Below are 21289 nucleotides of genomic sequence, written 5' to 3'. Positions count from 1 at the left end.
GGGTCCCCATGATCCGCGCATTGGTGGCGGCGAGCTCGAGGCGGGTCTGGCCCGGGGGGGGGGGGGGGGGCCGGTCGGCGGGCCGTGCGCGTGCGCGGTCGCGGGAGTTCAGTCGCGGGTGAGGCGACGGTAGGTGACGCGGTGGGGGCGGGCCGCCTCCTCGCCCAGGCGGGCCACCTTGTTGGCCTGGTAGGACTCGAAATTGCCCTCGAACCAGTACCAGTTGGCGGGGTTCTCCTCGGTACCCTCGTAGGCCAGGATGTGGGTGGCCACGCGGTCCAGGAACCAGCGGTCGTGGGAGACCACCACGGCGCAGCCGGGGAACTCCAGCAGTGCGTTCTCGAGCGAGCCGAGGGTCTGCACGTCCAGGTCGTTGGTGGGCTCGTCCAGCAGCAGCAGGTTGCCGCCCTGCTTGAGGGTGAGGGCCAGGTTCAGGCGGTTGCGCTCACCGCCGGAGAGCACCCCGGCCTTCTTCTGCTGGTCCGGGCCCTTGAAGCCGAACTGGGAGACGTAGGCGCGGGAGGGGATCTCCACCTTGCCCACCTGGATGAAGTCCAGGCCGTCGGAGACCACCTCCCACAGGGTCTTCTCGGGGTCGATGTTCTCGCGGCCCTGGTCCACGTAGCTGATCTTCACGGACTGGCCGATCTTCAGCTCGCCCCCGTCGATCTCCTCGAGCCCCACGATGGTCTTGAACAGCGTGGTCTTGCCCACGCCGTTGGGGCCGATGACGCCGACGATGCCGTTGGGAGGCAGCGAGAAGGACAGATCGTCGATGAGCACCCGGTCGCCGAAGCCCTTCTTGAGGTTCTTCGCGTCGATCACCTGGGAGCCCAGGCGGGGGCCGGGCGGGATGGTGATCTCCTCGAAGTCGAGCTTGCGGGTCTGCTCGGCCTGGGCGGCCATCTCCTCGTAGCGGGCCAGGCGGGCCTTGGACTTGGCCTGGCGGCCCTTCGCGTTGGAGCGCACCCACTCGAGCTCGTCCTTGAGGCGCTTGGCGAGCTTGGCGTCCTTCTTGCCCTGGACGCTGAGGCGCTCCTCCTTCTTCTGCAGGTAGGTGGAGTAGTTGCCCTCGTAGGGGTACAGGTGACCGCGGTCCACCTCGGCGATCCACTGGGCGACGTGGTCCAGGAAGTACCGGTCGTGGGTGACGGCGATGACGGCGCCCTCGTACTGCTGCAGGTGCTGCTCCAGCCACAGCACGCTCTCGGCGTCGAGGTGGTTGGTGGGCTCGTCCAGCAGCAGCAGGTCCGGCTTCTGCAGCAGCAGCTTGCACAGGGCCACGCGGCGGCGCTCGCCGCCGGAGAGGTGGGTGACGGGCTCGTCGCCGGGCGGGCAGCGCAGGGCATCCATCGCCTGCTCGAGCTGGGAGTCGAGGTCCCAGCCGTTGGCGTTGTCGATCTCCGTCTGGAGCTTGCCCATCTCCTCCATCAGGGCGTCGAAGTCGGCATCGGGCTCGGCCATCTCCTCGCCGATGGCATTGAAGCGCTGCACCTTCTCATACAGCTCGCCCATGCCCTCCTGGACGTTCTCCAGGACCGTTTTGGACTCGTCCAGCGGGGGCTCCTGCAGCAGGATGCCCACGCTGTAGCCGGGGCTGAGGCGGGCCTCACCGTTGCTGGGCTGGTCCAGCCCGGCCATGATCTTCAGGATGGTGGACTTGCCGGCGCCGTTGGGGCCGACCATGCCGATCTTGGCGCCCGGGTAGAAGCTCATGGTGACGTCATCGAGGATGACCTTGTCGCCCACGGCCTTGCGGGCCTTGTACATGGTGTAGATGAACTCTGCCAACGTGGATTCCTGTCCGAAAAGGGGTAGCGGGGTCTCACCGGCGTGCCGCGGAACGGCACCGCTCGGGACGTCTCACGGTCACCGACTCTACCCGGAACGCCCCGTCCTCCGAGGCGCGGCACTGCGGTTCCCTCACGGATGAGAACGGGGTGCAGGGGCCGGTGCTCCCCCAGGGCCCCTGCCGGGGCTGGACCGGACGATCGCGGCGCTGGGCTGAGCACCGGCGGTCGGCCGCTCAGTCCAGGGGCACGCCCCTGGCGGCGAGCACCTCGCGGGCGATCTCGGTGCCGTGCCGCTCGGCCTGGTCGCCCTGCTCGCCGTTGCGGGGCCACAGGTGGGCGTCGATCCCCAGTGCACGTGCGGCGTCGACGTTCTCCTGCTTGTCGTCGAAGAAGATCACGGCCGAGGGGATGGACACGCCGCCGGTCTCGTGGGAGAGCGCCTGCAGCAGCACCTCGAAGATCTCGCGGTCGGGCTTGACGGCGCGCTCCTCCCCCGAGATCACCGCGAAGCTGAAGGCCTCGAACCAGTCGGCCCGGCGCACGTCCTGCCCGAAGGCGACCGAGGCGTTGGACAGCAGCGCCATCCGCACGTCGTTGCGGGCGAGATCGTGGATGAGCTCGCGGGATCGGGGATCCAGCGTCAGGAAGTAGCGGTTGTCGGCGTCCTGCAGCTCGGCGACCTCCTGCTCGCTGAGCTCCTCGACGGCGACGGAGCGCGCCACCGCGCCCCAGTAGTCCTCGCAACTGAGCTCACCGCTGTCGTAGGCCAGGCGCTCGGCCCACAGCGCGGCGCCGAGGGCATCGGCGTCACCGCCCAGCAGGGCGTGGACGTCGGGCACGGGGTCGTGGCCGTTGCTGAGGACCCCGCCGAAGTCGAAGACGACGGTGGGGCGGGGCGGGGTGCGGTGGCGCTTCCGGGGGCTCATCGGGGGCTCACTGGTCCTCACAGGTGGGAAGTCCGTCGACGCCGCCGGTGGCGGCGATGGTCTCGGTGGCCCTCAGCGCCTCGTCGAAGGAGCCGACGGCCACCACCTCGAGCCCATCGGGCTCGTAGCCGAGCACCTGATCGCAGTTGTCGCGGGGCGCGAGGAAGAACTCGGCGTCGGCGTCGCGGGCACCCACCATCTTCTGGCGGATCCCCCCGATGGAGCCGACGGTGCCATCGGGGGAGATGGTGCCGGTGCCGGCGATCGCGCGCCCCCCGGTGAGGGCACCCGGGGTGAGCTCGTCGTACACCGACAGGGAGAAGATCATGCCGGCACTGGGCCCTCCGATGTCGCCGACGGCGATCTCCACGTCCATCGGGAAGTCGTAGCCCTCGGAGAGCACCACACCGAGCCGGGGAGTGCCGTCGACGATCTCGGTGGGCACCTCCAGCGCCACCTCCTGGTCGTCGCGGCGCACCGTGATCGGCAGCGTGCGGCCCTCCTCCGCACCCCGCACCAGGGCCTGGAACCCGGGCAGGTCCGCGGCGGTCTCGCCGTCGATCTCCAGCAGCACGTCCCCGGGCTCGAGGTGGCCGTCGGCGGGGGCACCCTGCTGGACACCGGCAACCATCACCACGGGCTCGTACTCGATGCCCAACTCCTCCAGGGCCACCGCCACGGCGCCCTGCTGGGAAGTGGACATCTGCACCGCATTGTCCAGGGTGGTCTGCTCGCGGGTCTGGTCCGGCGGGAACATGAGCTCACGCGGCATCACGGCCCGGCTGCGGTCGAACCAGGAGACCACCACGTCCACCGGGGTCACCACGTATCCGGGACCGCCGTCGACGGAGACGGTGGTCATCATCAGAGAACCGTCGGTGGGGTAGGTCTCCACCCCGTCGATCTGCACGATCTGCTCGTCGCGGTACTCCCCCAGCACGTCGATCGCCGGGCCGGGCTGCTCGATCACGTACGGCACCGGGATCAGGGCCCCGCCCAGGATCAGCGCGCACAGCAGCCCCAGCGAGACCAGCGCGGTGCGCGGGTGGGCCAGCTGGGCGTCCTCGACGGCCTGGGAGGCGCGTCGGCGCAGGCCACGCCGACTCCGGGCGGGCGGCGCAGGGGCTCCGGTGGGATCACTCACCCCGACATTGTGCCCCACCACCAGCAACCCCCCGGGATGGCTGGGTACGCTGGCCGCCGACCCAACTGCGGAGGTGGCCAATGAGCGAGAACCCGATGTCGGGCGGACCCGGCGGCATGGACGAGGAGGCCCTCAAGCGCTTCCTGCAGGAGGCGTTCGGGGGTGCGATCCCCGAGGAGGCCCTGGACGGGCTGGACCTGTCCGCTCTCGCCCAGCAGGCGAACCTGCCGCAGGATCCGTCGCAGCTGCGGGCCGCCGCCGCGCAGATGCAGCACCTGTTCTCCGCGCAGGGCGACGGCCCCGTGAACTGGACTCTCGCCGAGGACGTGGCGCGCCGCACCGCCGCCGGGCAGGCGCAGATGCCGGGCCTGCCCGCCCCCACCGGCACCCCGGGCGATCCCACGCCCACCGACGCGCAGGTGTCCGAGCTGCGTCAGGCCGCGCAGGTGGCGCGACTGTGGCTGGATCCGGTGCTGGCGATCGATGTGCCCTCCCAGGAGCTGGGGGTGCTCGGTCGCGGCACCTGGCTGTACCGCACCCTGCCGCGCTGGCAGTCCACCGTGGAGCCGGTCGCCAAGTACATGGCCGGAGCTATCGGCGAGGCCATCGCGGCGCAGCTGGGGCAGATGGACGAGAACCCGCTGCCGATGCCCGGTGACCCGGCCGCGATGATGGAGCGCTTCGGCGGCACCATGTTCGGCGTCCAGTTCGGCCACGCCATCGGCTCGCTGGCCCGTGAGGTCGCGGGCACCACCGACCTGTCGCTGCCCCTGGGGCCCGACGGCGCCCCCGCCCTGGTGGCCGCCAATGTGGAGGACCTGATCTCCTCCCACCAGCTGGATGCTCCCGCGGCCAGGATCTTCCTGGCCGCCCGGGAGATCGCCCATGCGGCGCTGTTCGCGGCGCACCCCTGGCTGGGCAGGGCCCTGTTCTCGGCGATCGAGGACTACGCCCGCGGCATCACCCTGGACCTGGATGCGCTGGACGAGATGGTGCGCGACCTGGACCTCTCGGACCCGAAGGCGCTGCAGGCCCGCCGCCCGGAGGAGATGTTCGTGTTCACCCGTCGGGCCTCGCAGGAGCGGGCCCTGGAGGAGCTGGCCACCACCCTCGCGCTGGTGGAGGCGTGGGTGGACCACGTGACCACGAAGGCCCTGGAGGGCAAGCTGCCGCAGCTGGAGGCGATGCGGGAGGTGCTGCGGCGCCGGCGCGCCACCGGCAGCCCCGCCGAGCAGATGCTGGCTGGCACCGTGGGCATCGAGCTGCGCCCGCGGCGGGTGCGGGAGGCCCTGGCCTGGTGGGAGAGCGTGCTGGCCACCGAGGGCGTGACCGGGCGCGAGGCGAAGTGGGACCACCCCGATCTGCTGCCCAGCGCGGAGGTGCTCTCCGGAAGGCCCCAGGCGCCGCGCCCCGAGGCCGCCGAGGACGAGGCGCTCTCGGACGTGGAGATCCCCGCGGACTTCGATGCGGAGCTGGAGAAGCTGCTGTCCGGCGAGGGGCAGCAGAGCGCTCCGCGCGAGGACGGCCAGGGCGGCCTGCGCGAGGAGGACGAACTCGACGGGACCGACGACGGGACCGATGACGACGGGACTGATCCCGATCCCGGGAACCGCCCCGCATGACCGCACCGCCTGAGCCGGCGCTGCAGCAGGTGCGGGCCGCGCGCTCCGCGGCCACCGGTGCGCGGATCGCCCGCCAGTACGAGTCGCTGCTGCAGCAGAACCCGCAGGCGGTATACCGCGACGGCGGCCCCGTGCACCTGACGGCCAGCGCGATCGTGGTGGACGCCCCGGGCGAGCACGTGGCCCTGGTGTGGCACCGCAAGGGACAGTTCTGGGTGCAGCCCGGCGGGCACCTCGAGCCCGGGGAGACCAGCCTCGAGGCGGCCGCCCTGCGCGAGGTCGCCGAGGAGACGGGTGTGCACGAGGTGCAGCGGATCGGCCCCGGCCCTGCGGTGCTGCACCAGCACCACCTGGCCGCGGCCTTCGGTTCCTGCCGGGCCCACTGGGACGTGCAGTACCTGCTGCGCACCCCGCGGCCGGCCGCCGCGACCCCGTTGCGACCCAGCGAGGAGTCCCCCGAGGTGATCTGGGCGCCGTGGCCGCTGCTGGCAGGCGCCCGCAGCAGGCAGCGATCCCTGCCGGCGGGCACGGTCGCGGACCTGGAGGAGACCCTGGAGCTGCTGGGCACGTGGGCGGCCCGGCACTGGTGAGGGCACAGGAGGTGGGGGCTAGTCCCTCGCCTCCCGAGGTTCGTCCGGTTCCCGGGGTGCGGGCAGGTCCTGCTCCCAGGCCACTCCCTCGAGGAACCCGCGGGCGCGCTGCGCCTGCGGGTACCGGTCCATCAGGGCCTGGAATTCCGGCCCGTGGCCCGGCACCAGCAGGTGCACCAGTTCGTGCACCAGCACCGAGTCCACCACCCACGAGGGCATGCCCTGCAGCCGGGACGAGAGGCGGATGCTGCCCTCCGTCGGGGTGCAGGAACCCCAGCGTCGCTGCTGCCGGGTGGACCACTGCACGGAGGTGGGCCGGGCCCGGGAATCGAGGTACAGCTCACTGAGCTCGACCGCTCGAGCGGCGAGCTGCTCGTCGCTGCGGCGGGGCGCGATGGTGCGCTCCTCCTTGCGCGAGAGCTGATCGATCATGCGCCGCACCCACTGCGCCTCCTCGCGCCGGCTCATCGAGGCGGGGATCGCGACCACCAGATCGCCCTCGCGCCGGGTGATGGACACGCTGCGGCGCCGACGGGCGGATCGGCGCACCAGCACACGCTCCCCGCGGGGACCGGTGACGCCGGGATGAGGGTGCAGATCGGGCATGCGGCCAGCCTCGCACGGATCCGCACGAAGTTTTTGCTCCACAGGCTGTGCATGGCATCACTGCTGGTCGCGGTGTTGCGGGCGGTGGATCACGAGGTTCCTCCACAGCCGCCCCACCGTCATCCGCACACTGTCCACACAAGCGCGCGGGTTGTCCACAGGGCGTCCCCCGGACGCCTTTGACCCGCCCCGCCCCGAGGGGCTACGTTTCCCTGAACGTGGAGCCCCGGGATAACTAGCAGGACGCACACGGGGAAGGTGCGCGTGGTGCTGAGCGCCCCCGGGGCTCCACGGTCCGTGCGGCCGGATCCGGCTGTCCGGACCCCTGCCGTCGGCGCGGCGCACGCACTTCCTCGGCTCCCCGCAGGAGCCCCCCAGCCCGAAGCGTGCGCCGCACCGCCCGGCACGAGAACGGCATGAGATCCGTTCTCGACTCGTTCCCGTCCCGGCACGGCGTTACAGTGAGCCGACAGCCCGAACCCGACAATATGAACGAGGAGCCGACATGGCCGACGAGACCTACGCCGGAGAGTTCTACTGCGTGAAGTGCCGCGAGAAGCGCGAGGCCGAGGGGAACGTGGTCGTCTCCAACGGCCGCCGCATGGCCAAGGCCGTGTGCCCCGAGTGCGGCACCAAGCTCAACCGCATCCTCGGCAAGGCCTGAGCGCCCACCGAGAGCGCGCCGCTCACGCGGCGCTCTTCCGAGGCCGGCCCCGTCCTCGCTTCACGGCGATGACGCGGCCGGCTTCGAGTATCTGACCGCCCCACACGCCCCAGGGCTCACCGCGCTGGAGCGCACCCTCGAGGCAGGCCTCACGCAGGGGGCAGCCCGAGCACAGCTCCTTGGCCCGCTCGAGCTCCGCCGGGCGTTCGGCGAAGAACAGATCGGCGGCCTCCGGGTCGTGGCAGGGCAGGCTGGTGACCGCAGCGGTGTGCGCGGTGGAGACCGGCAGCAGGCCGGCGAGGGTGGAAGAAGAAGTCATCGTCTCGCTGCTTCGAAGATCGTCGTGGAACGGCCCGTGGGGGCGAAGGGAGGGAGGCGCCGGTGCCGCCCTCACCGCGAGGCGAGAGCCTCGTCAGCTCAGCGACGACACCGTCGGGGCATAGCCCCGCAGGCGCAGTGGGTGGGGTGCGCGAAGAAGGGCACCACCGACCGCTTCGAACTGATTGCCGATCATGGCGACACCTCCTCTCCTGTGCGCATGCCCCGGTGTCCCGGACCACGACGTGGACGATTGACGAGCGTGAGTCTACATGGCCCCCACACCCCGTCACATCTTTTTTTGACCTGCGGTTCTACTGCTGCGCCAGCAGCTCCAGCACCTGCTGGCCGTACCTCTCGAGCTTGGCGGGACCGATGCCGGGCACGCCCAGCAGCTCCTGCTCGGTGCGGGGCATCCGTTCGGCGAGGGCCTCGAGGGTGGCGTCGGTGAACACGGTGTAGGCAGGGGCGCCCGTGGCGCGGGACTGCTCCAGGCGCCAGGCGCGCAGCGCGTCCATCACCTGCTCGCTCGCGGTGGGTGGGCAGCCGGCGTGCCGACCGATGCGCTGCTCCCGGGTCCCCGTGAGGGCTCCCCCGCACGAGCGGCACTCGGAGTACACGGTGGCGCTGCGGCGCCCGGTGCGGCGCGGGCTCGCCCCCGCTCCCCCACCCTTGGCGGAGGGGTGGTCCAGCACGCCGTCCAGGAAGCGGGAGGGCTTGCGCGATCCCCGGGCGCCCGGGTTCCGCGCCGCCGACCAGGTGACGGTGAGCAGGTCACGGGCCCGCGTGAGGGCCACGTAGAACAGGCGCCGCTCCTCCTCGACCTCGGACGGTGTCTTCGCCATGGAGATCGGCAGCAGGCCGTCGCTGGCCCCCGCCACGAACACCACCGGCCATTCCAGGCCCTTGGCGGCGTGCACGGAGGCGAGGGTGACGCCCTCCACCACGGGGGCGGACTGCGCCTCGGCGCGCTCCTCGAGCTCGCCCACCACGTCCTCGATGCCCGCACCGGGCCGGGCCAGGACCGTCTGCGCCAGGCCCACCAGGGCGTTCAGCGAGTCCCAGCGGTCCCGCACCGCACCGGTGGACTCGGGGGCCTCGGGCCGCCAGCCCTGCTGGGACAGGACGTCGCGCACCGCCTGCAGCGGTTCGACCTGCTCCACGCGGGCCGCGGCGCGCAGCGCCACCATCGCCCGGCGCACCTCCTGGCGCTCGAAGAAGCGCTCCCCCCCGCGCACCAGGTAGCCGATGCCACGCCCGGTGAGGGCCTGCTCGAACGCCTCCGACTGGCTGTTGGTGCGGAACAGCACGGCCACGTCCGCGGCGGTGACCGGGGCACCGGGGCGACCCTGCTCGATCAGCTCCGCGATGCGGGCGGCGATCCCCTCGGCCTCGGCCTGGTCGTCGGGGAAGGACTCGATCAGCGGCGGCGGGCCGTCCTCGCGCTGGGAGGCCAGGGTCAGGCGGTGCTGCCGGGTGCGGCCCTGGGCGCCGTCCAGCACGGTGTTGGCCATGCGCACGATCTGGGGGGTGGAGCGGTAGTTGCGCTCCAGCCGGATGGTGCGGGCGCGCTTGAACTCGCGGGGGAAGTCCAGCAGGTAGGAGGCCCGGGCGCCGGCGAAGGTGTAGATGGTCTGGGCGGCATCGCCCACCACGCACAGGTCGTCGGAGGTGCCCAGCCACAGGCGCAGCAGCGCGTGCTGGAGAGCGGAGACGTCCTGGTACTCGTCCACCACGAAGTGGCGGTACTGGGCGCGCACCTCACGGGCGACGTCCGCCCGCTCGCTGAGGAAGCCCACCATGTGCAGCAGCACGTCCTCGAAGTCGATGACGCCGCGCTCCTTCTTGACCTCCTCGTACTGGGTGAGGATGCGGGAGATGGAGCGGGAGTCGAAACCGGCCACCCCGGGGCGGCGGGATCGCGCGGCGGCCTCGGGGTAGCTCTCCGGGGTGAGCATGGTGACGCGGGACCACTCGACCTCGGCGACGATGTCGCGCAGCGCCGCCCGGTCCACGCTCATGTGCAGCCGCCGACAGGCCTCCCCCACCCCGGCGAACTTGTTCGGCATGATCTCGGGCATGGGGCCGCCCACCACACGCGGCCAGAAGTGGCGCAGCTGCCGCAGGGCGGCGGCGTGGAAGGTGCGGGCCTGCACCGCGGGCACCCCCAGGTCCCGCAGCCGTGAGCGCATCTCCGCGGCGGCCTTCGAGGTGAAGGTGACGGCCAGCACGTGCCGGGGGTTCAGCTGCCCGGTGGCCACCCCGTAGGCGATGCGGTGGGTGATGGCGCGGGTCTTCCCGGTGCCGGCACCGGCCAGCACGCACAGCGGGGTGCCGAAGCTGCTGGCGACCTCGCGCTGCTCGGGGTCGAGCGCAGCGAGGATGTCCTCGGCACTGGGTTCAGGGACGGGGGCGGGCTGGTCGGTCATCGTCCCCCAGTCTGCCAGCGAGCTGTGACAGGCGGGCATCCGTGTGGACGCGCCGCGCGGAGGGCCCGGTCTCATCCCTCCTGCGTCAGCCAGTCGTCGATCAGTGCGCGTCCCAGAGAGGAGCTGCCGGGCAGGTCGATCCGCTCGGCGGCGAGCTCCTCGCGCAGCTGCTCGCGGGTGAACCATCGGGCCTCGGCGATCTCGTCCTCCTGCAGAACCAGGGAGGGGGTGCCGTCGGCCCAGGCCCGGTAGCCGAGCATCAGGGAGCGCGGGAAGGGCCAGGGCTGGCTGCCCACGTACTCCACGGTGTGCACGTGCAGTCCCACCTCCTCGGCGACCTCCCGCACCACGGCACCCTCGAGGGTCTCCCCCGGTTCCACGAACCCCGCCAGCACCGAGTGGAAACGGCCCCGGAAGTGGGCGTTGCGCGCCAGCAGCAGCCGGTCGCGCTCATCGCGCACGCCCATGATCACGGCGGCGTCGGTGCGGGGGAAGTGCTCGCTGCCGTCCTCACGGCAGCGCAGCACCCAGCCTCCGGCCTCTGCCTCCAGCAGCTCCCCGCAGGCCGGGCAGTGCCGCGTCGCCCGGTGCCAGGAGCCCATCGCCACGGCCGCGAGCGCCAGGTCGGCGTCGGCCGGGACCAGCTGGTCGGCCACATGGCGAAGGTCGCGCAGGTCGCGCCCGGGGTCGTCGAGCTCGGGGCTGGGCTCGGGGATCTCCACGGCGAGCACCCGCAGCCCCTCCCTCCGCCCCAGGAAGACCAGGGGCTGGTGGGTCCCGGCGCGCGGGTCCTCGCTCTCCAGCAGCAGGCCGACGGTGCCGTCCTCCGCCTCGGTGACAGCGGCGGCGCCGGCGCGGGTGACGAGGTAGCGGGCATCGTCCCCGGGGGCGAGCACCTCGGGCTCGATGCGCAGCAGCGCCTCCCGATCGGACTCCAGCAGGGTCAGGGGTGTGCGCAGGTGCGGTCCACGAACTCTCGCCATGCTCGAAGCCTACGGGGATCGAGCAGCACCGGCAGGTACGGTGGGCTCGTGCATCGCAACTCCTACTCCCTCGCAGCGCTCGCCGCGGCGGCGGTCCCCGGGCTCGTCCCGGTGCGGACCACCCCGATCGCCACCCCGGCCGAGGATCTCGACGTGGCCGGCGTGGTCGGTGAGGACGCCCGTCGCGTGGTGGTCTCCTCCCCCGCCTCGACCGCGGCCGGGCTGCGCCTGGAGAAGGACCTGCGGGTGGCCGACGCGCTCACCGGCTCCCCCCTGCGCGGAGTGGTCCCCCCGGTGCTGGGCTTCGTGAAGCTGCCCGAGGGCGGCCGGGCGGTGATCAGCCAGGCCCCGGCCGGGCGTCCCCTGATGCTGGAGGACCTCACCTCCTCCTCGGCCCTGGCACGCTCCCTGGGCGTGGTGATCGCCCGCATCCACACCGTTCCCCGCTACGCGGCGGAGGCCGCGGGGGTGGAGTCGTTCACCGCCCCCGCGCTGCGCGCCCAGCACGCCGAGCACCTGCGCCGCGCCCAGCAGGGCGGCCACCTTCCCGCGGCCGTGGCGCAGCGCTGGGAGCATCTGCTGGCCGATGAGGAGCTGTGGGACTTCACCCCGCAGTTCGTCCACGGCGACATGAGCGAGGAGAACCTGTTCGGCTCGGGGGACCGGATCAGCGCGGTGCAGGACTGGTCCTCCGCGCGGGTGGCCGATCCCGCCTCGGACCTGGCGTGGCTGATCTCCACCCTGGAGCCGGAGCTGTTCGACGAGCTGTACGCGGCCTACCGCGAGGAGCTGCCCACCGCGAGCCATCCGCGCCTGGTGGAGCGGGCGCAGGCGCTGGGCGAGTTCGCGGTGCTGGAGTGGCTGCTGCACGGCCTGGACACCGGCGACGAGACGATCGTCTCGGACGCCCGCGGCATGATCGAGGATCTCGACCGGGATCTGGCGCAGCTGGCCCGCGAAGAGGCCGAGCGCACCTACGACGGCCTGCAGGGCTGATCACCTCCCCGTCAGCATCTGCGCGATCGTCTGCGCCGAGGGGTGGCGCCGCACCTCGTGCGTGGTGCCGTCGGGCACGAAGTGGAAGGCGGTGCGGATCCGTCCCAGCGGCAGCCCGGTGCGCTCGTGCCAGGCCAGTCGGTACAGCGACAGCTGCAGGGCCATGTCCCGCAGGCGTGAGGGTGCGGGGGTGCGGCCCGTCTTCCAGTCCACGATGATCACTCCCCCCGCATCGCCGCTGCCGTCGGTGCCCTCGGGGTCGGCGAAGACCGCGTCGATGATGCCGCGCACCGCGATGCCGCCCACGCGGGTCAGCACCGGCTGCTCCACCGCGATCGGGGTGCGCCCAGCCCATTCGGAGGCGGCGAAGGCCTCACGCAGCGCGGTGGCGTCCTCGCTGCCCTCGGTCTCCTCCACCAGGTCCTCGGTCAGCTCCGCGAGGTCCTCGAGGTCCAGCAGAGCGGCGCCCTCGTAGCGGCCCTCCAGCCAGGCATGGAAGGCGGTGCCCCGGCGGGCCGCGGCGGAGGGGCGTCGGGGCAGGGGGCGCAGCAGGTCCTGGGCAGCGGCGGTCGGGTCCTGCGCCTGCCGCACCACCTGGGAGGCCGACAGCCGCGGCGGGGAGTGCACGACGGGCCGGGCCTGCTGGTCGCGCAGGTCCGCGAGGGTGCGGCGCACGGTCTCGGCGAGGCGCTCGTCGCGCAGCTGCACGCCCGGCGCCTCGTGCTGGGCGGCGTGCAGCAGATCCTCGGCACGGTCCCGCCTCTGCTCGGCGGGCCCGGGGGCGGGCGGCCACGGGGCCTGCTGCTGCACGGAGTCCAGAGGGTTCTGCTCGGGCACCTCCTGCCGCCGGCGGAACGGCTCGGGCACCAGGGGGGCGACCTCGGCGAGGTAGCGGGAGCGGGGCCGGGCAGTGGCAAGGCCGGTGCGCCAGGCGGCGGAGCTGAGCAGCAGGCGCCGGCGGGCACGGGTGACGGCCACGTACATGAGCCGGCGGTCCTCCCGCAGGGACTCCTCGCCCTGGTCGAACTGGAACTGCTCGATCAGCGCCTCGGCGTCGACCTGGGTGTCGGCCTGGGCCCAGGCGAGCTCGGGCAGGGTGTGCGCATCGCCGCGCAGCCCGGTGGGCACGGAGGCGGTCGCGGTGGGGCCCAGCCAGCCGCTGGCCGCCACTCGCACCCGGCCGGTCTCGTCCGTGCGCGCCCGCCGCAGGTCGTAGGAGGGCACGGTGCCCTCGGTGAGCCCGGCCACCGCCACCAGGTCCCATTCCAGCCCCTTGGCGGAGTGCATGGTCACCACGGTCACGGCGTGCGGGTCACGGGTGTGCTCGGGCGGGGCGGTCACGGCGAGGCCCGCCTCCTCGTCCTCGCTGATCTCCAGCAGGTCCAGGTAGGCGGCCAGGCCCGCGTGCTGGGCGGTGCGCTCGAAGGAGGAGGCGTGCTCGCGCAGGGCCTCCAGGTCCGCCAGGGCGCGCCCGCCGCTGTCCTGCTCCAGCAGGGCCAGGTCCACCTCGAGGGCGTGCACGGCGGCGGTGATGAGGTCCGGCAGGGGCAGCGGCAGCAGCCGGCGGATGCTCCGCAGCAGGGCCTGCACCTGGAGCAGCCGCCCCCGGCCGACGGTGCTGAGCACGCGGCCCTCCGGGTCGGTCCAGCCCTCCGGCGGGAGGTCGTCGACGGCGTCCACCAGGGACACCTCCTCGGCCTCGTCGCCGCCGGAGCGGCGGCCGGGCGCGAGGCGGTCCCGCCACCTGCCCAGCACGGCCAGGTCGCGGGCGCCGAGGCGGAACCGCGGCCCGGTGAGCAGGCGCATCAGGGCATCCCCGCGGGTGGGGTCGTGGGCGCACTGCAGCAGGGCCCGCACATCGGCCACCTCGGGGCGGTGCAGCAGGCCCCCCAGGCCCACCACCTCGACCGCGAGCCCGGCCTCCTCCAGTCCCTCGACCAGGGCGGGGATCTGGCGGCGGGCCCGCACCAGCACGGCCGCGCTGGGCATCTCGTCCGCGGGGGACTCGGCGCGGCGGCGCTGGATCCAGTCGGCGACGGCGCGAGCCTCGGCGCGCTCGTCGGCGGCCTCGCAGATCTCCACCGCGCCCTCCCCGGCCCCGGGTCGTGCCTCGAGCTGCGGGATGGTGATGCCCTCCCCTGCCGCCCGAAGCGGGCCGGCCAGGCGGTTGGCGACCTCGAGCACCGCCTGGTCGTTGCGCCAGGAGGTGGACAGGGTGCGCTGGGCGACGGGCTGCTGCTGGGTCGCGAAGGCCTCGGCGAAGCCGGCCAGGGAAGCGGCCGAGGCGCCGCGCCAGCCGTAGATCGCCTGCTGCGGGTCGCCCACCGCGCAGGCGGGGTGGCCGGGCCCGAACAGGTCGGTGAGCATCCGCAGCTGTGCCACGGAGGTGTCCTGGAACTCGTCCAGCAGCACCACGCGGTGCATGCGCCGTGCCAGGCGGCCGGCGGCGGGGACCTCGCGGGCGATGCGGGCGGCCAGGGACACCTGGTCGGCGAAGTCGAGGGCGCCGCGCTCCCGGCGCACCGCCGCGAAGCGCTCCAGCAGCGGCACCAGGGCCAGCCTGGTCTCGATCGAGTCGAGCGCGGCGGCCACCTTCTTCGGGGTGGTGCGGCGCCGTCCCTCCACCTGCAGCGGGATCCCCGTGAGGTGGTCGCGGATCTGCTCGAGGTGCTCGCGCAGCTGCTGGGGGGTCACGAGATGGTCGGCGAGGGAGGAGGTCAGGGAGATCAGGGCGGCGGTGAGGGTGGCCGGGGAGGCCTCCACGTCCAGGGAATCGTCCCAGGACTCGACGATGCCGTGGGCCAGCTGCCAGGAGGCGGAGGTGGACATCATGGTGAGGTCCGGGTCCACGCCGAGGGCGAGGGCGTGCTCGCGCACCAGGTCCAGGGCGAAGCCGTTGTAGGTGTGGACCACGGGGCGCTGGCCCACCAGGTCGTCGCCCCCGCGCTCGAGGCCGGGCGGCAGGGGCAGTCCCTCGGCGCGCAGGGCGTCGGCCAGCGCCCCCAGGCGGGCGGCGATGCGGGCCGACAGCTCGTGGGCGGCCTTGCGGGTGAAGGTCAGGCCCAGCACCTGGCGGGGCTGCACGTGGGCGTTCGCGATCAGCCACACCACCCGGGAGGCCATGGTCTCCGTCTTGCCGGAGCCGGCCCCGGCCACCACCAGCATGGGGGCCAGGGGCGCCTCGATCACGGCGGTCTGCTCCGCGGTGGGGGGCGGCTGCTCGAGCAGGGCTGCCAGGCGGGCGGCGGACAGAGGGGTGTTCACAGCTGCGCCCCCTCGGGCTGCAGGGGGCAGGAGGAGCGCACCGCGCAGCGGGTGCAGTGGGAGTTCAGGCGCGCGATCACCCGGGCCCCGGAGACGTCGGCGGCCACCTGGTGCACGACGGTGTCGAACCAGGCCGGGTCCTCGGCGCGGGTGAGCGCCTGCTGGGTGCGCACCGCGGCCGTGCGGCCCCCGGTGCCGACGTGCACCAGCTGGGCACCGGCGAGGTGCCGGGGCGCATCGGGGCCCAGCTGATCGGCGAGCGCTCCCTCGCGCACGGCCGCCTGGTAGGCGGCCAGCTGCAGGTCCTGCTCGGTGGCCTTGGCGGTCTTGGCGACGCGGCCGGTCTTGAGGTCCACCACGCGGATGGTTCCCGTATCCCCCTCGATGCGGTCCACGGTGCCGCGCAGCAGCACCGGGCCCAGTGCGACCTCGAAGGGCGCCTCGACGGCGAGCGGGGGCGGGGAGGCGGCCAGGTGGGCGGCGAGCAGCTGTGCGGCGTCCTCCGCGCGCCGCACGCGGCGGCGGCCGGACCAGGTGTCGGCACCGGGCAAGTCCCGCAGCAGGGAGTGCAGCTGCTCCAGGAGGTCCTGCCCACCGCGGGGATGGTCCTGGGCCAGGCGGTGCAGGGCGGTGCCGATGCTCTGGGCCGGCCCGGAGCCGCGGGAGCCACCGGCGCGCTCCATCAGCCAGGACTGGGGACAGTCGTCGGCGCGCTCGAGGGCGGAGGGCGAGAGGCGGATGGGCGCCCCGGGCTCCTGCAGCGGCGCGGTGGAGCTGGGCTGCTGGTGGTACCACTGCTCCGGCTGGGCTCCGGGCGCCCCGGCCGCACCGAGGGCCGCCAGGGCCAGGGCGGCGTCTCGAGCGCGTTCCGGGTCGGGGTGGTGCAGCGCCCGCCTGAGGGCGGCCACCAGGCGGCGGGGGTCCGGGGCGGGCCCCGGGTCCGCGCGCAGGGCCTCGAGGTCGAGCCAGTCGCCCTCGGCGATGTCCTCCAGCACGTCGAACAGGGCCGACGGGGTGTGGTCGTCGTCCTCGACGGCGGTGACCAGGACGTGGCGGCGGGCACGGCCCAGGGCGCTGACCGCCAGGCGCAGCTCATCGGCGATCACCTGTTCGCGCTGCACGGCGCGCAGGGCCTCCGGGTCCTGCGGCAGCTGGGAGCCGGCGCGCCCTCCGGCCAGCAGGGAGAGCTCGACGGCGCCCAGCAGGGTGGAGCGCAGACGCAGGTCAGGCCACACGCCTTCCTGCAGGCGGGCCAGCACCACCGCCTCGCGGTGCCGGCCGGCGATCTGGGCGGGGGTGAGCACCTCGACGCTGCCCCGGGGAGCGGCCGACGGCGCGAGAGTGTCCTCGACCACGGCCTGGGAGCGCACCTGCTCGATCAGGTCCAGGGGCCGGGCGCCGGGTCGCCTGTCGGTGAGGCGCTCGGCGGCGGCGAACAGCTCCAGCAGGGCGTCCAGGCGGCTGCCGGCCAGGCGGGCACGGGCACCCTCGGACCCGTGGCGCGCACCGAGAGCGGCGGCGCGCCACCCTGTGGCCAGGCCGGAGGCGTCCCAGGCCGCCCACAGGACCTCGGCCGCGCTGCCCTCGCGGTGCTCGCGGGCGGCGGTGATCATGGCCCGGATCCGGTGCACCGGGGCGGCGGTGCGGCCGCGAGCGTCCGGGGCGGGCAGCCCGGGGACGTCCGAGTGCAGCAGTGCACGCGCCAGCAGCTGCTGGCTGTCGGCGTGCTCGCCGGCGGAGTCCTCGGCGGGTGCGGCCTGCAGCAGGAGGCGGCGGATGCGGCGCAGACGCAGGGCGTCGGCGTCGCCGAAGGGGCCGTGCAGCAGCGCAGTGGCGGTCAGCGGGTCGATCTGCTCCACGCCGGTCGCACCGATCTCGACCAGTCGCAGCAGGTCCTGGACCACGGGCTCCTCGCGCAGCGGGCGGGGGCGGCGCGGTGTGCGCACGGGCAGGCCGGTGCGGGTGAGCAGATCGGCGAGCTCGGCGACGGCGGCGCCCGAACGGCACACCACGGCCATCCGGTCGTAGGGGATCTGCTCGCGGTGGTGCAGGTCCCGCAGCGCGGAGGCGATGAGGTGGGCCTCCTCGGCCCGGTCCGAGGCGCGCAGGGCCTGGACGCCGCCCCGCTGCCCGTCGGCACCGGCCCGGGACGGCGGTGCCTCGCGTCGGCGGGTGGCAGCGGGCGCCCCGGCCAGCGGGAGCCGCCAGCGCAGGGCCGCGGCGGCATCGACGATGCGGGCATCGACGCGGTGGGCACCGGCCAGCACCACCTCGTGCACGAGCCCGGGCAGCTGCTCGCGCAGGCGCGCGGCGGCATCCGGCAGGGCCCCGCGGAAGGTGTCCACGGCGGCATCCGGGCAGCTGGTGGCGAGCACCGATGCCCCGGTGGCGGCCAGCGCCACGACCAGGGCGATGCCGGCGGCGGTGAGGTCCTGTGCGTCGTCGACGACGACGGCCCGTGCCGGGGGCGAGACGGTCCCCTCGCTCACCAGGCGGGCGGCGCGGCGCACCAGGGAGCCGGCGTCGAGTCGGGGGCCGGCATCGAGGGCGGCGGCGGATTCGAGGTCCAGCACGCCCAGGTAGTCCCGCAGCACCGCCGCGGCATCGCGCCAGGCCGGCCGGTCGTGCTCGAGGCCGAGCCGCTCGAGGCCGGCCGGGCCGAGCCCGAGCTCGGCAGCGCGGGCCAGGACGTCCCGCAGCTCCGTGCGGAAGCCCGGCAGGGTGCGTGCGGCGGGCTCCACCTCGAGGTGCCATGCAGTGCGGGCGGCGATGAGGTCGGCCAGCAGGGCGTCCTGCTCCGCACCGGTGACCAGGGAGGGCTCACCGCGGCCGGCGGCCAGGGCGGCGGCGCGCAGCACGGAGTACCCCAGGGCCGCAGGGGTGGCCACCCGCACACCGGGGGTGCCGTGCGCGGCCAGGGCATCGCGCAGGTGGGCGGCGGTGGCCCGGCGAGGAGCCATCAGCAGCACCTCGCCGCCGTGCTCCTGGGAGAGAGCGGCTGCGGCGCTGAGGGCCAGGGCCGTGCGCCCGGTGGCGGGGCCACCGTGGGCGAGCACATGGCGGCCCTCCCTCACGTGGTCCGCCGCGGTGGCCTGTGCGGGAGCCAGCTGCTCCAGGGGCAGCACCGGGGGCACCGCTGACGGGTCGGGCCCCAGCAGGGTGAGCGCACCGGCCCCCATACCATCGGGGCCGGGGCGGGCGGGGGCGTTCTGCATGGATCCATTGCACCGCATGGGTGCGACGAGCGAGGCGGAGTATGGTGGCCGACCACCGCTCAGGTGCCTCGCATCACACGCGTCACTCGGAGGTCGCCCCATGTCACCCTCGGCCCGGATGCCGCGCGAGCAGCGTCGTACCCAGCTGCTGGAGACCGCGATCCCGATGTTCACCCAGAACGGCTTCCACGCCACGTCCATGGACGACATCGCCACGGCCGCGGGCGTCACCAAGCCCGTCCTCTACCAGCACTTCGCCTCCAAGGAGGACCTCTACGACGAGGTGGTGAAGGTGACCGGGCAGCGCCTGATCGAGGGCATCGCGGAGCTCGCCGACTTCGAGGGCACCACGCTCGAGCGGGTGCGAGCCGGTCTGGGGGGTTTCTACCAGTTGGTCACCGAACAGTCCGCGCTGCGGCTGTTCACCGGGCACGAGCAGGTCTCGGAGCAGATCTCCGCACGGGTCTCCGGGGTGCTGGACGAGATGGCGGTGTCACTGGCCACGGTGCTGCTGGCCGCCCGCAGCATGACCGACGAGCAGGCGCGAGTGATCGGTCGCGCGATGATCTCCCTGACGCAGAGCACCGCCGCGATGCTGGACGGCGCTGCCGAGCCCGACCGCGGGCAGATCCTGGACACCGTCACGGTCCTGGCCGTGCACGGGCTCACCGGCTTCGAGCCCCGCCCCGACGCCTCGGTGGCCGGGACGGTCTCCCCCGCGGCCGATGCCTCGCACCCAGGGACCGGCCGATAGACTCCGGGCCATGGAGATTCGCATCGGCATCCAGCACTCCCCCCGCGAGATCGTGATCGAGACGGACGACGCCGAGCAGGACCACGCCGGCCTGCTCGAGACGCTGTCCACCGCGATGGCGGAGGGCGCTCCGGTCACCCTGCGCGACGTCAAGGGCCGCAGCGTGCTGATCCCCGGTGGGAAGGTGGCCTACGCGGAGATCTCCACCGAGGAGCCGCGCCGCGTCGGCTTCCTGGGCTGACCGCCCTCCCGATCCCCGCTTGCTCGCCTCCCCATGAGCCGCGCCGTGCCCGTGGAACCGGACTCCCCGGTCGAGGACGCCCCGGTCGAGGACGCCCCGAAGCGGCGGCGGCGTCGCCTGCGCAGCGCGCGCCTGGCCCACATCACCGCCACCACGGTGGTGGCCCTGCTGGGCGCGGTGGTGGGCGTGCTGCTGGTCCCTCCCACGAAAGTGGACGTCGGTCCGCTGATCGCGACGGTGCACCTGCGCCCCTCCCTGGAGTCCGACACCGTCATCCTGCTGCCGCCGGTGGGTGAGGTGGCCTTCGACACCCACACCGCGCCGGTGCGGGTGGAGGCCCGAGTGCAGGGGGTGGACACGGAGCAGGCCGAGCAGCTGCTGTGGTCCTCCGAGGCCCGCGCGGAACTCACCCGCACCGTGCCGGAGGACCTCACCGGTGCCGCCGCGCGCAACGCAGCGCTGAACGCCCTGTTCGGGGCGGTGGGAGCGGGTCTGGCGGTGGGGCTCACCTTCCGCCGGCTGCGGCGCTCCGTGCTGGCCGCCGGCAGTGCGGTGGCCGTGGTCGCCGCCTCGGTGGGCGCGGTGTCCCTGACATTCCGGCCCGACTCCCTATACCAGCCGCGCTTCGAGGGCCTGCTCTCCCAGGCGGCGTACGTGGCGGACGTGGGGCAGGGCGCCCTGGCGGACTACAGCGGCTACCGCGACACGCTGGCCGAGTTCGTGGGGCAGGTCTCCGCGCTGTACATCGCGGCCGACTCCCTCTCCCCCGGCATCGGGTCCCAGGACCTGATCACAGTGCTGCACGTCTCGGACATCCACGACAACCCGCAGGCCTTCGACGTGATCGAGCAGCTGAACGGCCAGTTCGACATCGACGCGGTGATCGACACCGGCGACATCGTCTCCTGGGGCACCCCCTTCGAGCACGACCTGCTCAGCGCCATCGGCGACCTGGACGTGCCGTACGTGTACATCGCCGGCAACCACGACAGCTCGGTCACAGCCGCCACCGTGGCGGACCAGCCCAACGGGATCGTGCTGGAGAACGAGATCGTGGAGGTCGCGGGCCTGCGCATCGCCGGGGTCGGCGACCCCCGCTTCGCGGCCGACGACGACTCCGATGCCGGCGGCTGGCGCGAGGGCGATGCAGCGGTGCAGTCCTCCGTGTTCCAGCTGGGCGAGACCATCGTCGCCCACGACGAGGCGAACCCGGAGACCACGGTGGACCTGGCCCTGGTGCACGATCCCACGCAGCCCGAGGGGCTCGAGGGGCGCGTGCCGCTGGTGCTGTCGGGCCACATGCACACCTCCTCGGTGGAGCTGGACCGCGACGGCTCGGGCACCGACTGGATGATCGTCGGCTCGACCGGCGGGGCGCTGGGATCCGGCGGTGTGCGCCCCGTGCTGGACGGCGGTGAGCCGCTGGACCTCACCGCGCGACTGCTCTACTTCGATGCGGAGACCCGTCGCCTGGTGGCCTACGACGACATCGTGATGGGCGGCCTGGGCCTGGTGTCGATCTCGGTGCAGCGCACCCAGATGCCTGCCGAGGCGCCCGCGCTCGAGATCCCCGAGGACGCCGAGGCACCGCCCACGCCCACGCCCACCGATCTCGACATCGAGCCCGGCGAGGGCCTGCCCGACGAGGAGCGCGTGACCCCCACCGATCCCTCCGTGCCGATGCCCGAGGGCAGCGACGGCGGCGAGGGCTGACGTCCCCGGGCCGGTCGGGGCTACGATGCAA

16 protein-coding genes are annotated in these 21289 nt (G+C 73.7%); 7 read left to right on the top strand and 9 right to left on the bottom strand.

Annotated elements, in window-relative coordinates:
• Nucleotides 1-108: 108 nt before the first annotated feature.
• The 3 genes from ettA to M4D54_RS08595 form a co-directional block, all read right to left on the bottom strand.
• The gene (ettA, locus tag M4D54_RS08605; protein WP_259890972.1) at nucleotides 109-1791 is read right to left on the bottom strand and encodes an energy-dependent translational throttle protein EttA; all 1683 of its coding nucleotides are present in this window, start codon (nucleotides 1789-1791) and stop codon (nucleotides 109-111) included.
• Between the two features lie 235 nt (nucleotides 1792-2026).
• Entirely contained in the window at nucleotides 2027-2719 is a 693-nt protein-coding gene (locus M4D54_RS08600; RefSeq protein WP_259890971.1) for an HAD-IA family hydrolase, read from the bottom strand.
• 7 nt (nucleotides 2720-2726) lie between these two features.
• Nucleotides 2727-3863: a PDZ domain-containing protein gene (locus M4D54_RS08595; RefSeq protein WP_259890970.1), complete on the bottom strand. Its 1137-nt coding sequence runs from the start codon at nucleotides 3861-3863 to the stop codon at nucleotides 2727-2729.
• An 80-nt stretch (nucleotides 3864-3943) separates the two neighbouring features.
• Between M4D54_RS08595 and M4D54_RS08590 the strand changes: the two genes are divergently transcribed.
• Together M4D54_RS08590 and M4D54_RS08585 are read left to right on the top strand one after the other, a co-directional pair.
• Nucleotides 3944-5485 (top strand): zinc-dependent metalloprotease, encoded by a 1542-nt coding sequence (locus tag M4D54_RS08590; protein ID WP_259890969.1) that lies wholly within the window; start codon nucleotides 3944-3946, stop codon nucleotides 5483-5485.
• Nucleotides 5482-6075 (top strand): NUDIX hydrolase, encoded by a 594-nt coding sequence (locus M4D54_RS08585; protein WP_193866891.1) that lies wholly within the window; start codon nucleotides 5482-5484, stop codon nucleotides 6073-6075. The genes M4D54_RS08590 and M4D54_RS08585 overlap by 4 nt, the downstream gene beginning before the upstream one ends.
• An 18-nt stretch (nucleotides 6076-6093) precedes the next feature.
• Here the strand turns inward: M4D54_RS08585 and M4D54_RS08580 are convergent, their stop codons facing one another.
• Entirely contained in the window at nucleotides 6094-6681 is a 588-nt protein-coding gene (locus M4D54_RS08580; protein WP_193866890.1) for a M48 family metallopeptidase, read from the bottom strand.
• Nucleotides 6682-7186: 505 nt separating this feature from the next.
• On the opposite strand from M4D54_RS08580, the gene M4D54_RS08575 reads away from it, so the two are divergent.
• Nucleotides 7187-7345: a DUF5679 domain-containing protein gene (locus M4D54_RS08575; RefSeq protein ID WP_010551122.1), complete on the top strand. Its 159-nt coding sequence runs from the start codon at nucleotides 7187-7189 to the stop codon at nucleotides 7343-7345.
• Nucleotides 7346-7367: 22 nt separating this feature from the next.
• Here M4D54_RS08575 and M4D54_RS08570 read toward each other — a convergent pair whose 3' ends face one another.
• From M4D54_RS08570 to nudC, 3 genes are all read right to left on the bottom strand, one after another.
• Entirely contained in the window at nucleotides 7368-7664 is a 297-nt protein-coding gene (locus tag M4D54_RS08570; RefSeq protein WP_193866889.1) for a WhiB family transcriptional regulator, read from the bottom strand.
• 313 nt (nucleotides 7665-7977) lie between these two features.
• Nucleotides 7978-10092, bottom strand: a complete 2115-nt coding sequence (locus M4D54_RS08565) for an ATP-dependent DNA helicase UvrD2 (protein WP_259890967.1) — start codon at nucleotides 10090-10092, stop codon at nucleotides 7978-7980.
• A gap of 71 nt (nucleotides 10093-10163) precedes the next feature.
• Nucleotides 10164-11075, bottom strand: coding sequence for an NAD(+) diphosphatase (gene nudC / locus M4D54_RS08560; RefSeq protein WP_193866887.1), 912 nt, complete (start codon nucleotides 11073-11075; stop codon nucleotides 10164-10166).
• A gap of 48 nt (nucleotides 11076-11123) precedes the next feature.
• Here nudC and M4D54_RS08555 point away from each other — a divergent pair, with 48 nt between their 5' ends.
• Nucleotides 11124-12071, top strand: a complete 948-nt coding sequence (locus tag M4D54_RS08555; RefSeq protein ID WP_193866886.1) for a phosphotransferase — start codon at nucleotides 11124-11126, stop codon at nucleotides 12069-12071.
• Here M4D54_RS08555 and M4D54_RS08550 read toward each other — a convergent pair whose 3' ends face one another.
• Together M4D54_RS08550 and M4D54_RS08545 are read right to left on the bottom strand one after the other, a co-directional pair.
• Nucleotides 12072-15335: an ATP-dependent DNA helicase gene (locus tag M4D54_RS08550; protein ID WP_259890966.1), complete on the bottom strand. Its 3264-nt coding sequence runs from the start codon at nucleotides 15333-15335 to the stop codon at nucleotides 12072-12074.
• Complete coding sequence (locus tag M4D54_RS08545) at nucleotides 15332-18550, bottom strand: PD-(D/E)XK nuclease family protein (protein WP_228020195.1); 3219 nt, start codon at nucleotides 18548-18550, stop codon at nucleotides 15332-15334. The genes M4D54_RS08550 and M4D54_RS08545 overlap by 4 nt, the downstream gene beginning before the upstream one ends.
• Before the next feature lie 100 nt (nucleotides 18551-18650).
• On the opposite strand from M4D54_RS08545, the gene M4D54_RS08540 reads away from it, so the two are divergent.
• From M4D54_RS08540 to M4D54_RS08530, 3 genes are read left to right on the top strand one after another with little or no spacing between them, the layout of a single operon-like run.
• A complete protein-coding gene (locus M4D54_RS08540) occupies nucleotides 18651-19304 on the top strand; it encodes a TetR/AcrR family transcriptional regulator (protein WP_193866885.1) in 654 nt (217 codons plus the stop codon).
• A 10-nt stretch (nucleotides 19305-19314) separates the two neighbouring features.
• Nucleotides 19315-19545, top strand: coding sequence for a DUF3107 domain-containing protein (locus tag M4D54_RS08535; RefSeq protein WP_193866884.1), 231 nt, complete (start codon nucleotides 19315-19317; stop codon nucleotides 19543-19545).
• 45 nt (nucleotides 19546-19590) lie between these two features.
• Nucleotides 19591-21258, top strand: coding sequence for a metallophosphoesterase (locus M4D54_RS08530; RefSeq protein WP_259890965.1), 1668 nt, complete (start codon nucleotides 19591-19593; stop codon nucleotides 21256-21258).
• Nucleotides 21259-21289: the final 31 nt, after the last annotated feature.

It is taken from the genome of Brachybacterium sp. p3-SID1565, assembly GCF_025143785.1.
Taxonomy (GTDB): Bacteria; Actinomycetota; Actinomycetes; order Actinomycetales; family Dermabacteraceae; genus Brachybacterium; species Brachybacterium epidermidis.
This window is presented reverse-complemented; position numbering and strand designations above follow the sequence as displayed.